We start from the raw sequence: 18996 nt of genomic DNA on the forward strand, positions 1-18996 counted from the left end.
AATGCGGTCCCCTGTGAGAGGGAGCTTGCCCCCTCCCACAAGGGTTTCCCATCGCCCTTTAGAACATCGCCCCTCAGATTTTTACCCATGCCCAGCTCCTCAACACCTCTCAATGCCTGCCAACTGCACATCCCGCACACCGAACAGGTCTGCGCGTGGCTGATGCAGCACGCCGGGTTGAAAACCGTTGATCTGGAGCGCGCCCGACGCTTGTCCCAGGAGGGCGGTGACACCGAATTACTGGGCCTGCTCACGCGCCTGGGGCTGGTTTCCGAAGTGGAACTGGCCCGTGCCTGGGCCGACCTGCTCGGCGCACCGCTGCTGCTGGCCGATGCGGCGCCGCCGCTGCTGGACCCGCTACCGGTGTTGACCGAGCGTTTCATGCGCCACTACCAGGTGGTGCCCGTGGGCTGGAGCCAGGGCGGCCTGCGGGTGCTGGCGGCCAACCCGTCGCTGGTCTACCCGTTCCAGGCCATGGCCTATGCCTGTGGCGTGCCGGTGTGGCTGGCCGTGGGCCCGCGCAACGAAGTCGAAACCCTGATCGAGCGTTACTACGGCCAGGGCCGTTCGGCCATGGGCACCCTGATCGAAAACCTCGACGAGCAGGGCGGTGCCCTGGAAGACATCGAACACCTCAAGGACATGGCCTCCGAAGCGCCGGTGATTCGCCTGGTCAACCTGATCCTGCAGCGCGCGGTGGAACATCGCGCCTCGGACATTCATATCGAACCCTTCGAAAACCAGCTCAAGGTGCGCTACCGCATCGATGGCGTGCTGCATGAAGCCGAGGCGCCGCCGTCCAGCTCTTCGGCAGCGGTGATTTCGCGGGTGAAGATCATGGCGCGCCTGGACATCGCCGAGCGGCGCCTGCCCCAGGACGGGCGCATCATGCTGCGCATCCAGGGCAAGGAGCTGGACTTGCGGGTGTCCACGGTGCCCACCAGTTTTGGCGAATCGGTGGTCATGCGTTTGCTCGACCGCCAGACCGTGCAGTTCGATTTCCAGAGCCTGGGCTTCGATGGCCAGCGCCTGGAAGCCTTCCTCGAAGTGCTCGAACGGCCCCACGGTATCCTGCTCGTCACCGGGCCCACCGGCTCGGGCAAGACCACCACCCTGTACACCGCGCTGTCGCGGCTCAATACCGCCGAGCGCAAGATCATCACCGTGGAAGACCCGGTGGAATACCAGCTTGAGGGCATCAACCAGATCCAGGTGAAACCGGCCATCGGCCTCGACTTCGCCGGCGCGCTGCGCTCCATCGTGCGCCAGGACCCGGACGTGATCATGATCGGTGAAATCCGCGACCTGGAAACCTGCCGCATCGCCATCCAGTCGTCCCTCACCGGCCACCTGGTGCTCTCGACCCTGCACACCAACAGCGCGGCGGCGAGTATCACGCGCTTGCTGGACATGGGTGTCGAAAGCTACCTGATTGCCTCGACCGTCAACGGCATCCTCGCCCAGCGCCTGGTGCGGCGCCTGGACCCGGCCACCCGCGAAGCCTTCGAAGCACCGGCGGAGTTGATCGCCGAACACGGCCTCGACCGGTTTACCGAGCAGCGTCCGATCATGCTTTATCGCCCCCGCGCCGATGCGCCGGGCGGTGGCTACCACGGCCGCAGTGCGATCACTGAACTGCTGGTGATGAACGACGAACTGCGCAGCCTGTTGATGCGCCAGGCCGACGCCGCCACCCTCGAACAGGCCGCCCGCCGTGGCGGCCTGCGGACCTTGCATGAAGAAGGCCTGCGCCAGGCCGTGGCCGGTGTCACCTCACTTGAAGAAGTGCTGCGCGTCACCCGGGGAGAGGGCGCATGAGCCTGTTCAAATACCGCGCCCTCGACAGCCAGGGCCAGGCGCAAAACGGCACCCTCGAAGCCAAGGACCAGGACGCTGCAGTCGCCGCCCTGCACAAGCGCGGTTTGCTGCTGTTGCAGATCGAGGTGGCGGGCGCCCAGGGCCTGCGCAAGGCCTTTGGCCGGGGTCAGTTGAATGGCGCGGCCCTGGTCAGTTTCACTCAACAATTGGCCACGCTATTGGGCGCCGGCCAGCCGCTGGAACGCTCCCTGGGCATCCTGCTCAAGCAGCCCGGCCAGCCCCAGACCCGTGCGTTGATCGAGCGTATCCGCGAACAGGTCAAGGCCGGCCAGCCGTTATCCAAGGCGCTGGAGGCGGAGGGCGGCCAGTTCTCGCCGCTGTACTTGAGCATGGTCCGCGCCGGCGAGGCGGGCGGCGCCCTCGAAGACACCCTGCGCCAGCTCAGCGACTACCTGGAGCGCAGCCAGTTACTCCGGGGCGAAGTGATCAACGCGCTGATCTACCCGGCCTTTCTGGTGGTCGGCGTGCTCGGTTCGCTGGCCCTGCTGCTGGCCTACGTGGTGCCGCAGTTCGTGCCGATCTTCAAGGACCTGGGCGTGCCGATTCCGCTGATCACCGAGGTGATCCTGGGTCTCGGCCAATTCCTCGGGGCCTACGGCCTGGTAGTGCTGGCCGGGTTGATTGTCGGCGCATGGGCCCTGGCCGCACGCCTGCGCGATCCCCAGCGCCGCGAACGTTATGACCGCCGCGTGCTGGGCATCCGCATCATCGGCCCGTTGCTGCAACGGGTCGAAGCCGCCCGCCTGGCCCGCACCCTCGGCACCTTGCTGAGCAATGGTGTGGCGCTGCTGCAAGCGCTGGTGATTGCCCGCCAGGTCTGCACCAACCGCGCCCTGCAAGCCCAGGTCGCCCAGGCCGCCGAGTCGGTCAAGGGCGGCGGCACCCTGGCCAGCGCCTTCGGCAGCGAGCCGTTGCTGCCGGATCTGGCGTTGCAAATGATTGAAGTCGGCGAACAGGCCGGCGAACTCGACAGCATGCTGCTCAAGGTCGCCGAGGTGTTCGACGTCGAGGCCAAACGCGGCATCGACCGCCTGCTCGCCGCGCTGGTGCCGTCCCTGACCGTGGTCATGGCGGTGCTGGTGGCGGTGATCATGCTGGCGATCATGCTGCCGCTGATGAGCCTGACCAGCAATATATGAACCCTTAAGGAAACACGCTGATGCGCCATACCCGATTCAAGCCCGCCCGCCGCCAGGGCGGTTTTACCTTGCTGGAAATGCTCGCGGTGATCGTGCTGCTGGGCATTGTCGCGACCATCGTGGTACGCCAGGTCGGCGGCAACGTGGACAAGGGCAAGTACGGCGCGGGCAAGGCCCAGCTGGCCAGCCTGAGCATGAAGATCGAAAGCTACGGCCTGGACGTCGGCTCGCCGCCCAAGAGCCTGCAGCAACTGGTCGACAAGCCGGGCAACAGCGCCGGTTGGGCCGGGCCGTATGCCAAGCCGTCGGACCTCAAGGACCCGTTCGGCCATGCCTTCGGCTATCGCTTCCCCGGTGAGCACGGTGCGTTCGACCTGATTTTCTACGGTCAGGACGGCCAGCCCGGCGGCGAAGGCTACAGCGCCGACCTGGGCAACTGGGAATAACCCACGACCATGGCCAACGCCCAACGCGGCTTTACCTTGCTGGAAATGCTGGTGGTGATCGTCTTGATCAGCATCGCGGCCGGCTTGGTAGGGTTTGGCCTGCAACAAGGCCTGCGCGCGGCCAAAGAGCGCCAGGCCGTCGGGCAGGTGGTCGAGGCGTTGCGCAGCACGCGGGCGCGGGCGATTGTCAGTGGCACTACCGAAAGCACGGTGTTCGATTTGCGCAACCTCAGCGTGCAGGCGCCGGGCCGTCCGAAAAAGTATTGGCCGGCCGGGCTGCAAGTGACCCTGCACACCGCCGAGCAAGCCGGCGCGGCGGTGGATTTCTACCCCGATGGCAGCTCCACCGGCGGCCACGTGTTGCTGGCCAACGGCAGTCGGCGTTGGCGCATCGACATCGGCTGGCTGACCGGCAGCGTCGAATCCAAGGCCCTGCCATGAAGCGCCAGGCGGGTTTCACCCTGCTGGAAATGCTCGCCGCGCTGACGCTGATGGCGATCTGTAGCACGGTGCTGCTGGTTGCCTTCGGCCAGAGCGCGCGCTCGTTGTTGCAGGTGGCCCACAGCGACCGCTTGACCCATGCCGCCTTGAGTGTGATGGATCAGGAAGGCATGGGCCCTTTGGCCAGCGGTACACGCCAGGGCGAGTTGGACGGCATCGCCTGGCAACTGCGTATCGCCCAGCAGCCCAGCCGGATCGGCCAGGCCCATCTGTTTCGCCTGGACCTCACCGTCAGCGAAGGCCCGCGCCAGGCCCGTTTCAGCACCTTGAAACTGCGCGCTGCCGGCGTCGGTGCCGGCTTGTGAAGGCGCGTCAGCAGGGCTTTACCTTGCTTGAGATCATGATCGTACTGAGCCTGCTCGGGGTGTTGCTGACCCTGGTCGGCGGTGCGTTGCTGGGGGCCAATCGCGCCGTGCTCAAGGCCCAGCGCTACACGGTCAGCCTGGATGAAATACGCGCCGCGCAGCAGTTTCTGCGTACCGCCATCAGCGAGGCGTTACCGCTGGATGTGACCGAGGACGACAGCCAGACCGATGGTTTTTTTGCCGGTGGGCCCCAGCGCATGCAGTTTGTCGCGACCTTGCCGGGTGTGCTCGGCGGCGGGATTCAGCGCTTCACCTTGCAACTGGTGGGCCCTGAATCGCAGCGCGATTTGCAGGTGGCGTTCGCGCGGTTTGAGTCCCCCGCGCAAGTCAGCGTCCCGGCCTCGCGCAGTGAGCCGCAGGTGTTGTTGAAGGATATCGAGGACCTGCAATTCAGCTATCGCGGGGTGTCGCCCAAGGGCCAGGCCACCGGCTGGATCAGTGAGTGGCCGTGGACCAAACGCCTGCCTTACGCAGTGCGGATTGACGCACGGGTGAACGGGCCGGTGCCGTGGGTGACCCAGGTGGTTGCCTTGCGCCTGAACCTGTCCGGCGGGGCACCCGAATGATCCGCCATCAACGCGGTGTAGCCCTGCTGCTGGTGCTGTGGGTGCTGGCCTTGCTCAGCCTGTTGCTCGGCGGTTTGGCCGGCTGGGTGCAACTGGAAACCCGCCAGGCCGCCTGGCACCGCCAGCACACCCAGGCGGTGCTGGCGGCCGAGGCCGGGGTGGCGCTGGCGATGCAGGCCGTCGCCGACCCGTTGCAGCGCAAGCAGTGGATTGCCGACGGGCGTGAAATCCCGCTGCTGTTCGACGATGCGCAGCTGCGCGTCAGCCTGCACAGCGAGCGCGGCAAGTTGTATTTGAACAGCGCCGAGGTGGGCGATTTCGCCCGCCTGGCCCTGGCCTGCGGTGCGACCCAGGCCCAGGCCAACCACCTCGCCAGGGCCCTGGAGGTGCGGCGTAACCAGGGCCTGGCGCCGTTTCGGGTAGTGGAAGAGGTGCGCCAACTGCCGGGCATGACCCAGGCGTTGTACAGCGAACTGGTGCCCGAGATCAGCCTGTGGAGCGGCCTGGACCGGCCCGATCCGGCATTCGCCAGTGCCTTGATGCGCCGCGCACTGAACCTGCCACATCAGAATGCGGTGGGTGCCGATCCCGGCGACGTGCTGGTGGTCAGCAGCCGCGCCCAACGCCCCGGCGGTTACCACGCCCAGGTGCAGGCCACCGTGTTATTGAGCCCCGCGCAAGGCAGCGCACAACCTTATCGAGTCTTACGTTGGCAAGAATGAACGAACAGTTAAGCGCACGGCTTCAGGCGCTGGCGCAGCCCATCACCCAGCGCTGGCGCGGCAGCCTGCTGCAATTGGGCTGGCGACTGTGGCTCAAGGAGCTGCGTGGCTGCCTGCCGGCATGGTTGTCGTTTGCCGAGATCCCCGAGCATGTCTACGCCTGGCCGCTGACCGCGGCGGTGGAAAAGCTGCCCGGCGAAGCGCGTCAGGTGCTGGTGCTGCCGCCTGAAACGGTGTTGGTGCAAACCCTGCAATTGCCCCCGGCGGCGGCGCGCAACCTGTCGACAGTGGTGGGCTATGAACTGGACCGCTTCACGCCGTTCGACGCCGCCCAGTTGTACTTTGTCGCGCGCCAGGAGCGCCGCACCCCCACGCACCTGCACGTCACGCTGGTAGCGATCCTGCGTGAGCGCCTCGATCAGATCCTCAATGACTGCGCGGTCCTCGGCTTGCAGCCCCATGCCGTGGATGTCGCCGAGAGCGCAGGCAAACCCATGGGCATCGACTTGCTGCCGGCGCCGTTGCGTCCCCGTCAGCGTCCCCAGGGCAAGGGCCTGCAACGCAGCCTGCCGTGGTTGTGCGGCGCGTTGCTGATCGCGGCGATGCTGCTGTGGCTCAACGACCGCCAGCGCGTGCTCGATGCCATGCAACACAGCGTGCGCGAGCAGAAAGCCCAGGTCGCCGAGATCCAGGCCCTGCGCCAGCAATTGCTCAATACCCGTGGCGCCGCCCAGTACCTGATTCGCCGCAAGGCCGCCCAACCGCCGTTGGCGGCGCTGCTCAGCGAGCTGACCGCGTGCCTGCCCTCGGACACCTGGCTCGACCAGTTGGAAGTCAACGACGGCGCCGACGTGTCCTTCTCCGGGCAGAGCGCCAAGGCCAGTGCCTTGATCACTCGGATCAAGGGCTGCCGCAGCCTGGAAAACGCCCAGTTCGAAGGGGTGATCCAACCCGATGCGCAAACCGGCAAGGATCAATTTTCCTTGCGCGCCCACCTGCACCAGGAGGCCGCCGATGCGCCGACCACTGACACCCCGTGAGCGCCGTGGCGCGGCCCTGATCGCCCTGGCCCTGGTGCTCGGCGCCGGTTACTGGCTGTTGATCGACAGCTGGTTCGCCGGCCCCTTGCGCAGCATGGGCGAGCAGGCCGAGCAGCTGCGTGAACAGCAGCAACGCTACGCCGGCGTGTTGCGCCAGGGCGACAGCCTGCGCCAACAGTTGGAACAGGCGCGGCAGGACCCGGCCAGCAGCACCAGCCTGTTGCCCGGCGACGACCCAAGCGCGGTGGCGGCGGACCTGATGCAGCGCATCGCCGACCTGATCAACAGCCGCGCCGGCCTCGGTGGCGGTTGCAGCCTGACCCAGCGCATGCCCATCACCCCGGAGCAGGACGACGCCGAGCCCTATCGTCAGGTCAAGGTCAGCCTGACCCTTAACTGCGCCATCGAGCCCTTGACTGCGATCCTGCATGAGTTGGAGTACCAGCGGCCGTTTCTGTTTGTCGATGAGATGAGCATTCGCCGCCCACCGAACGCACCGGCCAGTGGCGGCGCCGGGCAACTGGTGGTGCACCTGTTGGTGCGCGGTTACCTGCAACCGGCCGCCGCCCGGCAGGTGCAACGATGATCCATGCATTGCGTCCCCTGGAATGGCTGTTGCTCGGCGTGGCCGGGCTGTTGGGCCTGCTGATGGTCGGCATCCTCAGCAGCATCGGCGATGCGCCGCAATGGTTGCCGGCGCCAGAGCCCGATGCGCGCGCCAACACCGCCGCCAAGGTGCTGGTGGCGCCGAGCGCGACCCTTGAAAGCCTGGCCGGCACCTGGCAGGCGCCGCTGTTCAGCCCCGACCGCAGCCCCGACCGTGCCGTGGGCCAGGCCGGTGTTTCCAGCCTGTCGAGCCTGGTGCTGACCGGGATCGTTCTCGATGGCGACCTGCGCGTGGCGCTGCTCAAGCGTGCCGATGGCCCGCCGCTCAAAGTCCAGCAGGGCCAGACCCTGCCCAACGGCTGGCGCCTGGAACAGCTGACGCCCCGCGATGCCCGTTTTGTCCTCGACGGCCGTACGCAAACCCTGAGCCTGCGGGCCCTGCGCTTGCCGCCGCCGTCCACCACACCCCCGATTACCCTTCCTCACGAGTCCACCCCTTGATCGATACCTTCCCTGGCGCCTTGCGCACCACCGTGTTGTGCCTGGCCACCGCCGTTTCCCTCGGTGGCTGCGGCACCTTCCCCGAGCATCTCGACCCGGACGAGGCCCTGCTGCATGAGGCGATGCAGGGCACCGGTTCGCAACGCCCACCCGTGGACCCGGCCAGCGAACAGGCGCCGGTCGACAGCGGCCAACCCCAGGCGAAGACACCGCCCCAGCGCCAGTTGATACGCGGCAACCAGCAGTTCGTGCGCCAACCGGCAGCAGTCTCGGCCGCCAAGGAGGAGGGCAGCGGCGACATCGTGTTCAACTTCGCCGACCAGCCGATCGAAGCGGTGATCAACAGCGTGATGGGCGACCTGCTGCACGAGAACTACAGCATCGCCCAGGGCGTGAAGGGCAATGTCAGCTTTTCCACGTCCAAGCCGGTGAACAAGCAGCAGGCCTTGTCGATCCTGGAGACCCTGTTGTCGTGGACCGACAACGCCATGATCAAACAGGGCAACCGCTATGTGATCCTGCCGGCCAACCAGGCGGTGGCGGGCAAGCTGGTGCCGGAGATGCGCGTGTCGCAGCCCTCCAGCGGTTTGTCGGCACGCCTGTTTCCGTTGCGTTATATCTCGGCCACCGAGATGCAGAAACTGCTCAAGCCGTTCGCCCGCGAGAATGCGTTCCTGCTGGTGGACCCGGCGCGCAATGTGTTGAGCCTGGCCGGCACCCCCGAGGAACTGGCCAATTACCAGGACACCATCGACACCTTCGACGTGGACTGGCTCAAGGGCATGTCGGTGGGCGTGTTCGGCCTGCAACGGGCGTCGGTGGCCGAGCTGATGCCCGAGTTGCAAAAAATGTTCGGCCCCGACAGCGGCATGCCCCTGGCCGGCATGGTGCGCTTCTTGCCCATCGAGCGGACCAACTCGGTGGTGGCGATCTCGTCGCAGCCGCAGTACCTCAGTGAAGTCGGCGACTGGATCCACACCATCGACGAAGGCGGCGGCAACGAGCCGCAGATGTACGTCTACGACGTGCGCAACATGAAGGCCACCGACCTGGCCAAGTACCTGCGCCAGATCTACGGCACGGGCGCGATCAAGGACGATACCCCGGCCAAGGTCGCCCCCGGTTTGCGCACCGCGACCTTGTCCTCGCCGGGCACCAACAGCACCTCCGGCAGCACGCCCGGTGGCCTGAGCAACAACCTCAATGGCAACCCACCCGCCGCCGAGGATGAGGAGCAGGAGCCCGAGGCCGAGCAGGACACCGCCGAGCAGGGCGCGAGCGAAGACGCCCCGGCCAAAAGCCTCGACGCCGGCACCCGCATCACCGCGCAAAAAAGCAGTAACCAACTGCTGGTCCGCACCCGCCCGGTGCAGTGGAAAGAGATCGAATCGGCGATCAAACGCCTCGACAACCCACCGCTGCAAGTGCAGATCGAAACGCGCATCCTCGAGGTCAAGCTCACCGGTGAACTGGACCTGGGCGTGCAGTGGTACCTCGGCCGCCTGGCTGGTAATTCCACCAGCACCACCGTGGCCAACACCGCCGGCAGCCAGGGCGCGTTGGGCGGCGGCGGGGCAGGGTTGGGCGCGACGGATTCGTTGTTCTACTCCTTCGTCAGCTCCAACCTGCAAGTGGCCCTGCACGCCCTCGAAACCAACGGCCGCACCCAGGTGCTGTCGGCGCCGTCGCTGGTGGTGATGAACAACCAACCGGCGCAGATCCAGGTGGGCGACAACATCCCGATCAGCCAGACCACGGTCAACACCGGCACCTCCGACACCACCTTGAGCAGTGTTGAATACGTGCAGACCGGGGTGATCCTCGACGTCGTGCCGCGGATCAATCCGGGTGGACTGGTGTACATGGACATCCAGCAGCAGGTCAGCGATGCCCAGGACCAGCAGGCGTCCAGCAACGACACCCAGGCCAACCCGCGTATCTCCACGCGTTCGGTATCCACCCAGGTCGCGGTGCAGAGCGGGCAGACAGTGCTACTGGGCGGGTTGATCAAGCAGGACAACGCGGAGAGTGTCAGTGCGGTGCCTTACCTTGGGAAAATTCCGGGGTTGCGCTGGTTGTTTGGCAATACCAGCAAGTCCAAGGACCGCACGGAATTGATTGTGCTGATTACCCCGAGGGTGATTACCAGCAGCAGCCAGGCGCGGCAGGTGACGGATGACTATCGCCAGCAGATGCAGTTGTTGAAGCCGGCTAACTGAAATGTGGGAGGGGCGGTGCGACGATTCGACTTGCCCCGATGGCGGCCTCTGGGCCGACCATTTTTTTGGATTGGACCGGGTACATATCCGTTGCTGCGGTAACGGCCGCTATGGGTTCCGCCCTTACGGCGGCTCACTTTTGAACAGCGCAAAAGTAAGCAAAACGCTTCGCCCCACCACTCGGCACCTCGCCTAGGCTCGGTGTGCCCGTAATCCGACAGTGATGTGGGGGGCCGCCGCCACGCGCCATCCATGGCGCGGGGCGGCTAAACCGGCATCCCTGCCGGTTTACCCCCCAAATCACTATCGAATTCCGGCCAGCGTGGTTTAACGGGGCGCCTGAGATCAAGATCTAAAGCAAGATCAAGGGCGGCTCGCTTCGCATCGTGGTTACCGTTGGTTAATACAACGTTGTGTAGATACCCATACTCATCGGGGCATAGGTATCTACACAATTTTCAGAGACTGGCGAGTTCCCCTGTGGCGAGCGGGCTTGTCCCGCGTTGGGCTGCGTAGCAGCCCCAGTAAAGCTGAATGCGGTGTATCAGAAACTCCATAGCGGCTGTTTTGGGGCCGCTACGCGGCCCAACGCGGGACAAGCCCGCTCGCCACAGGGAGATTTATCAGAGGCTGAAAAGTTGTGTAGATATCCATGCCCCGATGCGGGAGTGTCAGTTGATGCATCTGTAGCTGACCCACTGCCATCAGGGGGCAAGTCGAACCGTCGCACCGCCCCTCCCACATTTGGATTTGCATACCTCAGGTAGACCTCGGCCTGAGCTAAAGGCCAATCTCGAAAAGACATTATTTATATGAATAAAAAAACTAAAAAATAATAAAATTAGAGAATATTAGCTTATATCAAAACAGCATTGTATTTTCAAAACCCATTCCGTTATGTTTGATCGCAACAGCCTACCCCTGACCTCGGATGGTACCCAGCGTAATCAAGATTCTGCGCGCCATAACCGGGTGATCATCCCCGCAGCAGAATCGTTGGAAGGGAGTTCAACGTATGTTGCCAATTCAAACCCAGCGCCACACCTAGTCCCCAATCGCCGCAACCCCCCTGAAAAAAACCGAGCACCGCGCCCGCCCGCGTGACTGCCCGACTTTGCGATTTGGAATGTCTGGAGTGGCTATGAAGCAAGTCTTACAACCGACCGCCATCCTGGCGCTGGCGATCCTGGCCAACACTGCCCGGGCCCAGGACGACAGCACCCTGTCTACCGTGGTGGTCACCGGTAACCGTGGCGCCGAACAACGCACGGTCACCAGCAGCCCGGTGCCGATCGATGTGGTCAGCGCCAAGCAATTGCAGAGCACCGGCAAGCCCGGTTTGATGGAGGCGTTGAGCGCGGTGATCCCATCGCTGACCCTGCCGGAAAAAACCGGTTGGGACGCCAGCGGCATCGCCCGTGCGCCGAACCTGCGCGGCATGAGTGCCGCCGAAGTGCTGGTGCTGGTCAATGGCAAGCGCCGCCACACCGCGGCCACCCTGAACATCAACGGCATCAACACCGGCGCCGCGCCGGCAGACCTGGATTTGATCCCGATCAGCGCCATCGACCACGTCGAAGTCCTGCGCGACGGGGCCGCCGCCCAGTACGGCTCCGATGCCATCGCCGGGGTCATCAACGTGATCCTCAAGGCCGACACCAGTGGCACCTCGGTGACCAATGTCGGCCAGGGTTACGACGGCAAGAAACAGACCGTGCAGCAAAGCCTCAACAAGGGCTTCGAGATCGGCAACGGCGGCATCGTGCAGTTGGCCCTGGACGCGCGCAGTCAGAACGACGACAACAAGGCCAGCGCCAACGGCTACACCTACGCCCAGGCCTTTGAGCAGGCCGGCCGCTCCACCTATGGCGGCTACGGCACACCGAAGACCAACCTGCTGACCCTGGGCTACAACGCCGAATTGCCGATCGACGACAGCTTCAGCCTGTATTCCTTCACCACCTATTCGCGGCGCAAGGCCGAGCAGGGCCAGAACTTCCGCCTGCCGACCATCACCAACACCATCACCACCGGGCCTAACGGTTACCCCGGCGGCTACACGCCGACCTGGTATATCGACGAGGACGACTTCCAGGCCGCATTCGGCGGTAAAGGCACCGTCGGCGAGTGGGACTGGGACCTGTCCACCACCTACGGACGCAACGAGGCGGAGCAGGGCACCACCCATAACCAGAACCCATCCCTGGGCGAGGCCACGCCGAACAGCTTCACCTCCGGTACCTGGATTTCCACCGAGCTGACCACCAACCTCGATTTCAAGCGCGGCTTCGACATCGGCCTGCAAAAGCCGCTGGACCTGAGCTACGGTTTCGAACATCGCCGCGACACCTACGAGGTGCAGGCCGGTGACTATGAGTCCTACGCCAACGGCGGCTACTGCGTGGCACCGGGTAACTGTGCGTCGTCCGGGGCCCAGGTCACCAACGGCATCTCGCCGGATGAAGAAAGCAGCGCCTCGCGCAACAGCCTCGCCAGTTACGTCGACGTGGGCTTCAACCCGGTGCCGGACTGGTACGTGGGCACCGCGTTTCGCTACGAGCATTACAACCAGGGCGTGGGCGCTACCCGCAGCGGCAAGCTGACCACCCGCTACGACTTCACCCCGCAGTTCGCCGTGCGCGCCACCGTGAGCAATGGCTTCCGTGCACCGTCCCTGGCCAACAGCCTGTTCAGTGCGCGGTCCACCACCTATGGCGTGGTCGACGGCGTGTACCAATCGATCAACTACGGCGTGCTGCCGGTAGGTTCGGCCGCTGCCCAGGCCTTGGGGGCGCAGGAACTGAAACCCGAGCGTTCCACCAACTTCAGCCTGGGTTTCACGCTGACCCCCAGCGATCGCCTGAGCTTCACCGCCGACGCCTACGTGATCAACCTGCGCGACCGCATCACCCTCACGGGCACCTTGCTCGGCCCGGAAATCACCCAGGTGCTGCAAGGCAATGGCATCACCTCCACCTCCGGCGGCCAGTACTTCATCAACGGCGCCGACACCCGCACCAAAGGCCTGGACCTGGTCGGCAACTACAGCCAGGACCTCGGCCCCTATGGCGCGCTGAAATGGACCGCCGCGTTCAACTGGAACCAGACCAGAATCCTCAATTACAAGGAATCCACCACGATCCTGGGCACGGCCTATGACCTGATGGACCGCCAGGCCCGCAACCTGATCACCGGCGTGCAGCCCAGCACCAAGCTGATCCTCGGTGGCGACTGGAGCATCGAACGCTTCAACCTCAACCTGGCCCTGACCCGCTACGGCTCTTACAAAGAGGTCAACGTCTCCGCCGACCGCAGCCTCGACCGGGTCTACAGCGCCAAGTGGATCACCGACCTCGATCTTGGCTACAACCTCACCAAAGACCTCAACGTGGCCATCGGCGCCAAGAACCTGTTCGACGTCTACCCGAAAAAACAAGGTGTACCGAGCAGCACCATGGTCAGCAGCTACGGCACCTATTCGCCCTACGGTTTTACCGGCGGGTACTACTACACCCGCTTGACCTATGCCTTCTAGGCCGAGGAATTACATCATGCCCATCGTTGCCAAATCCTATGACCTGATTGACTCGCCCGGCGCGCTGCGCCAGGCCCGTGTGTCCACACCGATCAAAGCCCTGCAGGTGGTGCCCGCGCGGCACCCCTGGCGCTGGGCCGGGTCGATCTTTGCCGCGCTGGTGCTGCTCGCCATCGCCCATTCCCTGGCCACCAACCCGCGCTGGGAGTGGGGCGTCTTCGGCCAGTGGTTCTTCTCGCCGTCGGTGCTGCGTGGCCTCGGCCAGACCCTGTTGCTGACGCTGCTGAGCACGGTGTTCAGCGCCATCCTCGGCACTGCGCTGGCGTTGGCGCGGCTGTCGGGCTCGCCGCTGCTGGCGGCCCTGGCCTGGGGCTACATCTGGTTTTTCCGCTCGATGCCGGCGCTGCTGGTGCTGATCATCCTCTACAACTTCGCCTACCTGTACGACCACATTGTCCTCGGCGTACCGTTCACCAGCGTGGTGTTCGCCGAGTGGTCGACGGTGGACGTGCTCAGCCAATTCACCGTGGCCGTACTGGGCCTGAGCCTGATGCAGGCGGCGTACGCGGCGGAGATCATTCGCGGCGGCCTGATCGGTGTGGATGCCGGCCAGCATGAAGCGGCGGCGGCCCTGGGCCTGCCGGCCTCGCGGCGCATCTTCCGGATCATCCTGCCCCAGGCGCTGCGCTCGATCCTGCCGTCGGGGTTCAATGAAATAATCGGCCTGGTCAAGGGCACCTCCATCGTCTACGTGCTGGCGCTGCCGGAGCTGTTCTACACCGTGCAGGTCATCTACAACCGCACCCAGGCGGTGATCCCGTTGCTGATCGTCGCCACCGTCTGGTACCTGATCATCACCACCGTGCTCACCAGCGCCCAGTACTACGTCGAGCGGCATTTTGCCCGGGGTACGGCCAGGGTGCTGCCGCCCACGCCGTTGCAACGCGTGCGCCGCTGGCTGAAGGAGAACACCCATGAGTGAAGCCCGCGCCGGCCGTATCCAGATCCAGGGCGTGGGCAAGCGCTTTGGCAATCAACAGGTGTTGAAAGACATCGACCTGACCATCGATCCGGGCAAGGTCACGGTGATTCTCGGGCCGTCCGGCTCGGGCAAGTCCACCTTGCTGCGCACCATCAACCACCTGGAAAAGATCGACAGCGGGCACATCACCATCGACGGTGAATACGTGGGTTATCGACGCAAGGGCGACCTGCTTTACGAGCTCAAGGAACGCGAGATTCTCAAGCGTCGTATCGACGTCGGTTTTGTGTTCCAGAACTTCAACCTGTTCCCGCACCTCACCGCCTGGGAAAACGTCGCCGAGGCGCCGCTGGCGCACAAGCGCTGGAGCAAGGCCGACGCCCAGGCCAAGGCCACCGCACTGTTGGCCAAGGTTGGCCTGGCGGACAAGGTCGATGCCTACCCACGCCAGCTTTCCGGCGGCCAGCAACAGCGCGTCGCCATTGCCCGCGCACTGGCGCTGGACCCCAAGGTGCTGCTGTTCGATGAACCCACCTCAGCCCTCGACCCGGAACTGGTGGGCGAAGTACTCGACGTGATCAAGGGCCTGACCCGGCTGGGCGTGACCCTGGTGATCGTCACCCACGAAATCGGTTTTGCCCGCGAAGTGGCCGACCACGTGGTGTTTCTCTGCGACGGCGAGTTGATCGAAGAAGGCCCGCCCGAACAGATTTTCCGCCAACCCCGACATCCCCGCACCGTGGCCTTTCTCGGCAAGGTGCTTTAGTTCAAGGAGTGACTGCCCATGTTCATCAACATCACCCGCGTGGCCCTGCTGGCGCTGGCCGTCAGTGCTGCGCAAAGCGCATTCGCCGTGCAACAGGTCGACCTCAGCCCCGACCGCCCACGCATCCATGTGCCGCGTAACGAAGCGGCGATTGCGCAGATCCCGCCGGGCTTCAAGTTCGCCCAGCCGGGCAAGTTCACCGTGGCCGTGTCCGGCGTGGCAGGGCCGCCCCTGGCGCTGCTGGCCAGCGACGACAAGACCACCATCGGCAGCGAAGCCGACACCGCGCAACTGGTGGCCGACAGCCTCGGCCTGCAACTCAATGTGGTGCAGACCAGCTGGGAAGACTGGCCCCTGGGCGTCAGCTCGGGCAAGTACGACGCGGTGATCAGCAACGTCACGGTGACCGAGGCGCGCAAGAAGCGCTTTGACTTCGCCACCTATCGCCAGGATGTGCTCGGCTTCTACGTCAAGACCACCAGCAAGATCAGCGAGATCAAGCAAGCAGCCGATATTGCCGGGCTGAAGATCATCGTCGGCTCCGGCACCAACCAGGAAAAAGTCCTGCTGGCCTGGAACGAGGCCAACGAAAAGGCCGGCCTCAAACCCGCGCTGTTGCAGTACTTCGACGACCAGGCCGCCGCGCAACTGGCGGTGCAGTCGGGGCGCAGCGATGCGCTGTTCGGGCCCAACTCGGTGTATGCCTATTCGGCGGCGATCACCGGCGGCATCAAGCGCGTCGGCACGGTGAACGGTGGCTGGCCATTGCAGGCGGACATTGCCGTGACCACCCGCAAGGACAACGGCCTGGTCAAGCCGATCCACACCGCCCTGGAAGGCGCGATTGCCGGCGGCCAGTACGCGCAGGTGCTGCAACGCTGGGGCCTGGATGTGGAACGCGTCGACAAGTCGCTGATCAACCCACCGGGCCTACCGGATTAAGGAGCAATCGACATGGGACTGACACGACGTGAAGCGTTGTCGAGCATCGCTGCGGTAGGCGGCGAAAAAGCCGTCAAGGATGCACTCGCGGTACTCGGCCTCGGGCCGTCATCGCACCGCCGACCGCAACCGTTGAAACTCAAGGACGGCCTGGGGCAGGGCACCCGCGTGCTGGTGCTGGGCGCCGGGATTGCCGGGCTGGTCACCGCCCTGGAACTGACCCGCGCCGGGTTCAGCGTGCAGGTGCTGGAAGCCCGTGAGCGGGTCGGCGGTCGCACCTGGACAATCCGCCATGGCGACCGTGTGGACTACCAGGATGGCCGTACGCAGACCGCCGCGTTCGAGCCGGGGCATTACTTCAACGCCGGGCCGGCAAGGATTCCCAGCCAGCACCGCACGATCCTCGATTATTGCAGTGAGCTGGGGGTGCCGCTGGAAGTGCTGGTCAACAGCAGCCATGGCGCCCAGGTGCGGCCGGATGTGAACCAGCCGGCCTTCAGCGTCGGCCAGGCGATCAACGATGCGCGCGGGCACGTGTCCGGGTTGCTGGCCAAGGCGGTGCAGCGCGATGCCCTCGACGATGTGCTGAGCGCCGAGGAACGCACGCGCTTGCTGGCGTTTTTGCACGTGTATGGCGACCTGTCCCAGGAGCTGGCCTTTGAGGGCACGATCCGTTCGGGGCACCTCGAATCCCCGGCCCATCCCGGCGCCTTGCCCGCCAGCCGCAGCCCGTTGGCACTGGACCAACTGCTGCACCCCGAGCTGTGGGGCGCCTTGCTGCACACCGAATTTCCGGAGTTTTCGGCGACGATGTTCCAACCGGTGGGCGGCATGGACCGCATCACCGACGCCTTCTACCGGCGCGTCAGCGATCACGTGCAACTGGGCGCCCAGGTGCGCCAGATCCGTCAGTTGGAAAACGGCGTGGCCGTGACCTACCACGACCAACGCAGCGGTCGCGAGCAGGTGGTACGCGCCGACTATCTGGTCTCGACCTTGCCGCTGCCATTGCTGGCCAAGCTCGACACCGACTTCAGCGACCCGATCAAGGCCGCCTTGCTCAGCACCCGCAGCGACCAGGCCACCAAAGTGGCGTGGCAGTCCCCACGCTTCTGGGAAACCGACTACCGCACCTACGGCGGCCTGTCGTGGATCGAACACCCGGCGCGCCTGCTCTGGTACCCGAGCAACGACCTCAACACCCGCGAGGGCCTGCTGGTGGCCGGCTACGTGACCGGGGAGGGCGCCGATGCGTTTGGCGCGCGACCGTTCGACCAGCAGTACGCCACCTCCAAGGAAGCGGTGGAACTGCTGCATCCGGGCTACTCCAGGCACCTGCGTCACCCGCTGGCGGTGTCCTGGGAACAGATCCCCTTCAGCGAAGGCCCGTGGCTGCAACGTGAACACTTCCCGGCCGATGCCAGCGCCTTGCTCGAAGAAGGCCACGGCCGCGTGTACTTCGCCGGCGACGGCCTGGTGCAAAGCGGCGTGGGCATCTGGCAGGAATCGGCGGCCAACTCGGCGCGGCATGTGGTCGCGCAACTGGCTGAACGCGTGACCCAACAACGACAGGTCGCGGCACTCGCCGCCTCTTAAGGAGACACACCATGAGCGACAGCATTCAACGTACCAGCGTCGGCGATTTCCCGATCTCGCAGACCGTCACCGTACCGGCGTCCGCCAGCCTGATCTTTGTCAGCGGGACCTTGCCGGACCTGGTTGATCCAACGGTTCCCGGGGTGTTTGGCAACACCGAAGTGCAGACGGTTTCGGTCTTCAACAAGCTGCGCCAGATCCTGCGCCAGCAAGACCTGGACCTGGGCGATGTCGTGCAGTTACGGGTATTCCTGGTCGGCGCCGAGGAAACGGGCGGCAAGCTGGATTTCGCCGGGTTGCAGCGTGGGTATACGCAGTTCTTCGGCACCCCCGAGCAGCCGAACAAGCCCGCACGCACCGCGTTGCAGGTCGTGGCGTTGCCATTGCCCGGTGCACTGGTGGAAATCGAAGCCATCGCCGCCAGGACGGCGTGACAATCCCTCGCAAGTCACTCCCCTCCAGCCCCCTCACAACCGCTTCCGGGCTTCGGCGTGACTGCGCCGAACGCCCCGGCGGGCGCCTGCCAGACAGCGTTTCCAACCTTCCTGAAGCCCCTCCCGCACAAAGATAAATCTTGTATTTAAACGCCTGCGACGTATTATCCAAGCAATGTCTTGTGTATATACCTGAGGCTGGATTTCCCTTTCGACAAATACGGAGGTTTGAATGACTGTGGAGGCAGGGTTACTGGGTCACTCGATGTCAGTGTTCCTGGGCGTACAGGCCGTTGGCTTGAGCCTGTGGCTGAGCATTGCGGTGCTTAACAACTGGCAAGCGTTTCGCAGCTCGGTAGGCGCGGTAGGCGCGACCATGGCCATGGAGCCGTTGCGCCAGAGCCCCGCCATCGATATTCCCTTGCTGGTGCGGGCCGTGCGTTCACCCCGTCTGCACCAACTGGCGCTGCTGGTGGTGCTGGCCCTGCAACTGGTCGCTGCACTCGCGGCCTGGACCGGCAGTTATCACTTGATCCTCGGCGACGGCCTGCTGTCGGCACGGCCCTGGCTCAACCTCGCCCTGAGTGCGTTTTCGGCGTTTGTCTTCGCGATGCTGCTGGGGGGCTTGTGGTTCGGCTACTGGATTCGCCAGGAGGGGTTGCAACTGACTCACCTGGTGCTGTCGATCTGGGCGGTACTGGCCTTCTTCCTGTTCAACCACAGCTGGCTGTGAGCCGCGCGTAACGCACTCATCGTGA

Annotated in this window: 18 protein-coding genes; all 18 read left to right on the top strand. The window is 64.8% G+C overall.

Annotated features, from left to right (window positions below; translation table 11 throughout):
* Window positions 1–87 precede the first annotated feature (87 nt).
* The 18 genes from gspE to C8K58_RS19600 all read left to right on the top strand — a co-directional run bounded on the left by gspE (window position 88) and on the right by C8K58_RS19600 (window position 18971).
* A complete protein-coding gene (gene gspE, locus C8K58_RS19515; protein ID WP_108574146.1) occupies window positions 88–1818 on the top strand; it encodes a type II secretion system ATPase GspE in 1731 nt (576 codons plus the stop codon).
* Complete coding sequence (gene gspF / locus C8K58_RS19520; RefSeq protein ID WP_108574147.1) at window positions 1815–3017, top strand: type II secretion system inner membrane protein GspF; 1203 nt, start codon at window positions 1815–1817, stop codon at window positions 3015–3017. Before gspE ends, gspF begins: the two co-directional genes overlap by 4 nt.
* 20 nt (window positions 3018–3037) lie before the next feature.
* Window positions 3038–3463, top strand: a complete 426-nt coding sequence (gene gspG, locus C8K58_RS19525) for a type II secretion system major pseudopilin GspG (protein ID WP_027607415.1) — start codon at window positions 3038–3040, stop codon at window positions 3461–3463.
* A 9-nt stretch (window positions 3464–3472) separates the two neighbouring features.
* Complete coding sequence (locus tag C8K58_RS19530; protein ID WP_027607416.1) at window positions 3473–3904, top strand: type II secretion system protein; 432 nt, start codon at window positions 3473–3475, stop codon at window positions 3902–3904.
* Window positions 3901–4269, top strand: a complete 369-nt coding sequence (locus tag C8K58_RS19535) for a type II secretion system protein (protein WP_092354855.1) — start codon at window positions 3901–3903, stop codon at window positions 4267–4269. The genes C8K58_RS19530 and C8K58_RS19535 overlap by 4 nt, the downstream gene beginning before the upstream one ends.
* Window positions 4266–4895 carry a prepilin-type N-terminal cleavage/methylation domain-containing protein gene (locus tag C8K58_RS19540; RefSeq protein WP_108574148.1) on the top strand — a complete coding sequence of 210 codons (630 nt, stop codon included), beginning with the start codon at window positions 4266–4268 and terminating at the stop codon, window positions 4893–4895. Before C8K58_RS19535 ends, C8K58_RS19540 begins: the two co-directional genes overlap by 4 nt.
* Complete coding sequence (locus C8K58_RS19545) at window positions 4892–5617, top strand: general secretion pathway protein GspK (RefSeq protein WP_108574149.1); 726 nt, start codon at window positions 4892–4894, stop codon at window positions 5615–5617. The genes C8K58_RS19540 and C8K58_RS19545 overlap by 4 nt, the downstream gene beginning before the upstream one ends.
* Complete coding sequence (locus tag C8K58_RS19550; protein WP_108574150.1) at window positions 5614–6657, top strand: type II secretion system protein GspL; 1044 nt, start codon at window positions 5614–5616, stop codon at window positions 6655–6657. The genes C8K58_RS19545 and C8K58_RS19550 overlap by 4 nt, the downstream gene beginning before the upstream one ends.
* Window positions 6632–7243, top strand: a complete 612-nt coding sequence (gene gspM, locus C8K58_RS19555) for a type II secretion system protein GspM (RefSeq protein WP_024076406.1) — start codon at window positions 6632–6634, stop codon at window positions 7241–7243. Before C8K58_RS19550 ends, gspM begins: the two co-directional genes overlap by 26 nt.
* Window positions 7240–7764 (top strand): general secretion pathway protein GspN, encoded by a 525-nt coding sequence (locus C8K58_RS19560; RefSeq protein ID WP_092354849.1) that lies wholly within the window; start codon window positions 7240–7242, stop codon window positions 7762–7764. The genes gspM and C8K58_RS19560 overlap by 4 nt, the downstream gene beginning before the upstream one ends.
* The gene (gene gspD, locus C8K58_RS19565; RefSeq protein WP_027607422.1) at window positions 7761–9983 is read left to right on the top strand and encodes a type II secretion system secretin GspD; all 2223 of its coding nucleotides are present in this window, start codon (window positions 7761–7763) and stop codon (window positions 9981–9983) included. The genes C8K58_RS19560 and gspD overlap by 4 nt, the downstream gene beginning before the upstream one ends.
* Before the next feature lie 1141 nt (window positions 9984–11124).
* Window positions 11125–13518, top strand: a complete 2394-nt coding sequence (locus C8K58_RS19570) for a TonB-dependent siderophore receptor (RefSeq protein WP_098479050.1) — start codon at window positions 11125–11127, stop codon at window positions 13516–13518.
* Window positions 13519–13534: 16 nt separating this feature from the next.
* The gene (locus tag C8K58_RS19575; RefSeq protein WP_098479051.1) at window positions 13535–14500 is read left to right on the top strand and encodes an amino acid ABC transporter permease; all 966 of its coding nucleotides are present in this window, start codon (window positions 13535–13537) and stop codon (window positions 14498–14500) included.
* Window positions 14493–15266 carry an amino acid ABC transporter ATP-binding protein gene (locus C8K58_RS19580; protein WP_027607425.1) on the top strand — a complete coding sequence of 258 codons (774 nt, stop codon included), beginning with the start codon at window positions 14493–14495 and terminating at the stop codon, window positions 15264–15266. Before C8K58_RS19575 ends, C8K58_RS19580 begins: the two co-directional genes overlap by 8 nt.
* A gap of 18 nt (window positions 15267–15284) precedes the next feature.
* Entirely contained in the window at window positions 15285–16208 is a 924-nt protein-coding gene (locus C8K58_RS19585; RefSeq protein WP_108574151.1) for an ABC transporter substrate-binding protein, read from the top strand.
* A gap of 12 nt (window positions 16209–16220) precedes the next feature.
* The gene (locus tag C8K58_RS19590; protein ID WP_108574152.1) at window positions 16221–17804 is read left to right on the top strand and encodes an FAD-dependent oxidoreductase; all 1584 of its coding nucleotides are present in this window, start codon (window positions 16221–16223) and stop codon (window positions 17802–17804) included.
* Between the two features lie 11 nt (window positions 17805–17815).
* Window positions 17816–18238 (top strand): RidA family protein, encoded by a 423-nt coding sequence (locus C8K58_RS19595; protein ID WP_108574153.1) that lies wholly within the window; start codon window positions 17816–17818, stop codon window positions 18236–18238.
* 232 nt (window positions 18239–18470) lie between these two features.
* Window positions 18471–18971, top strand: coding sequence for a DUF2165 family protein (locus tag C8K58_RS19600; RefSeq protein ID WP_043293747.1), 501 nt, complete (start codon window positions 18471–18473; stop codon window positions 18969–18971).
* The last annotated feature ends 25 nt before the right edge of the window (window positions 18972–18996 follow it).

The sequence above is a fragment of the Pseudomonas sp. GV047 genome, assembly GCF_003058245.1.
Lineage (GTDB): Bacteria > Pseudomonadota > Gammaproteobacteria > Pseudomonadales > Pseudomonadaceae > Aquipseudomonas > Aquipseudomonas marginalis.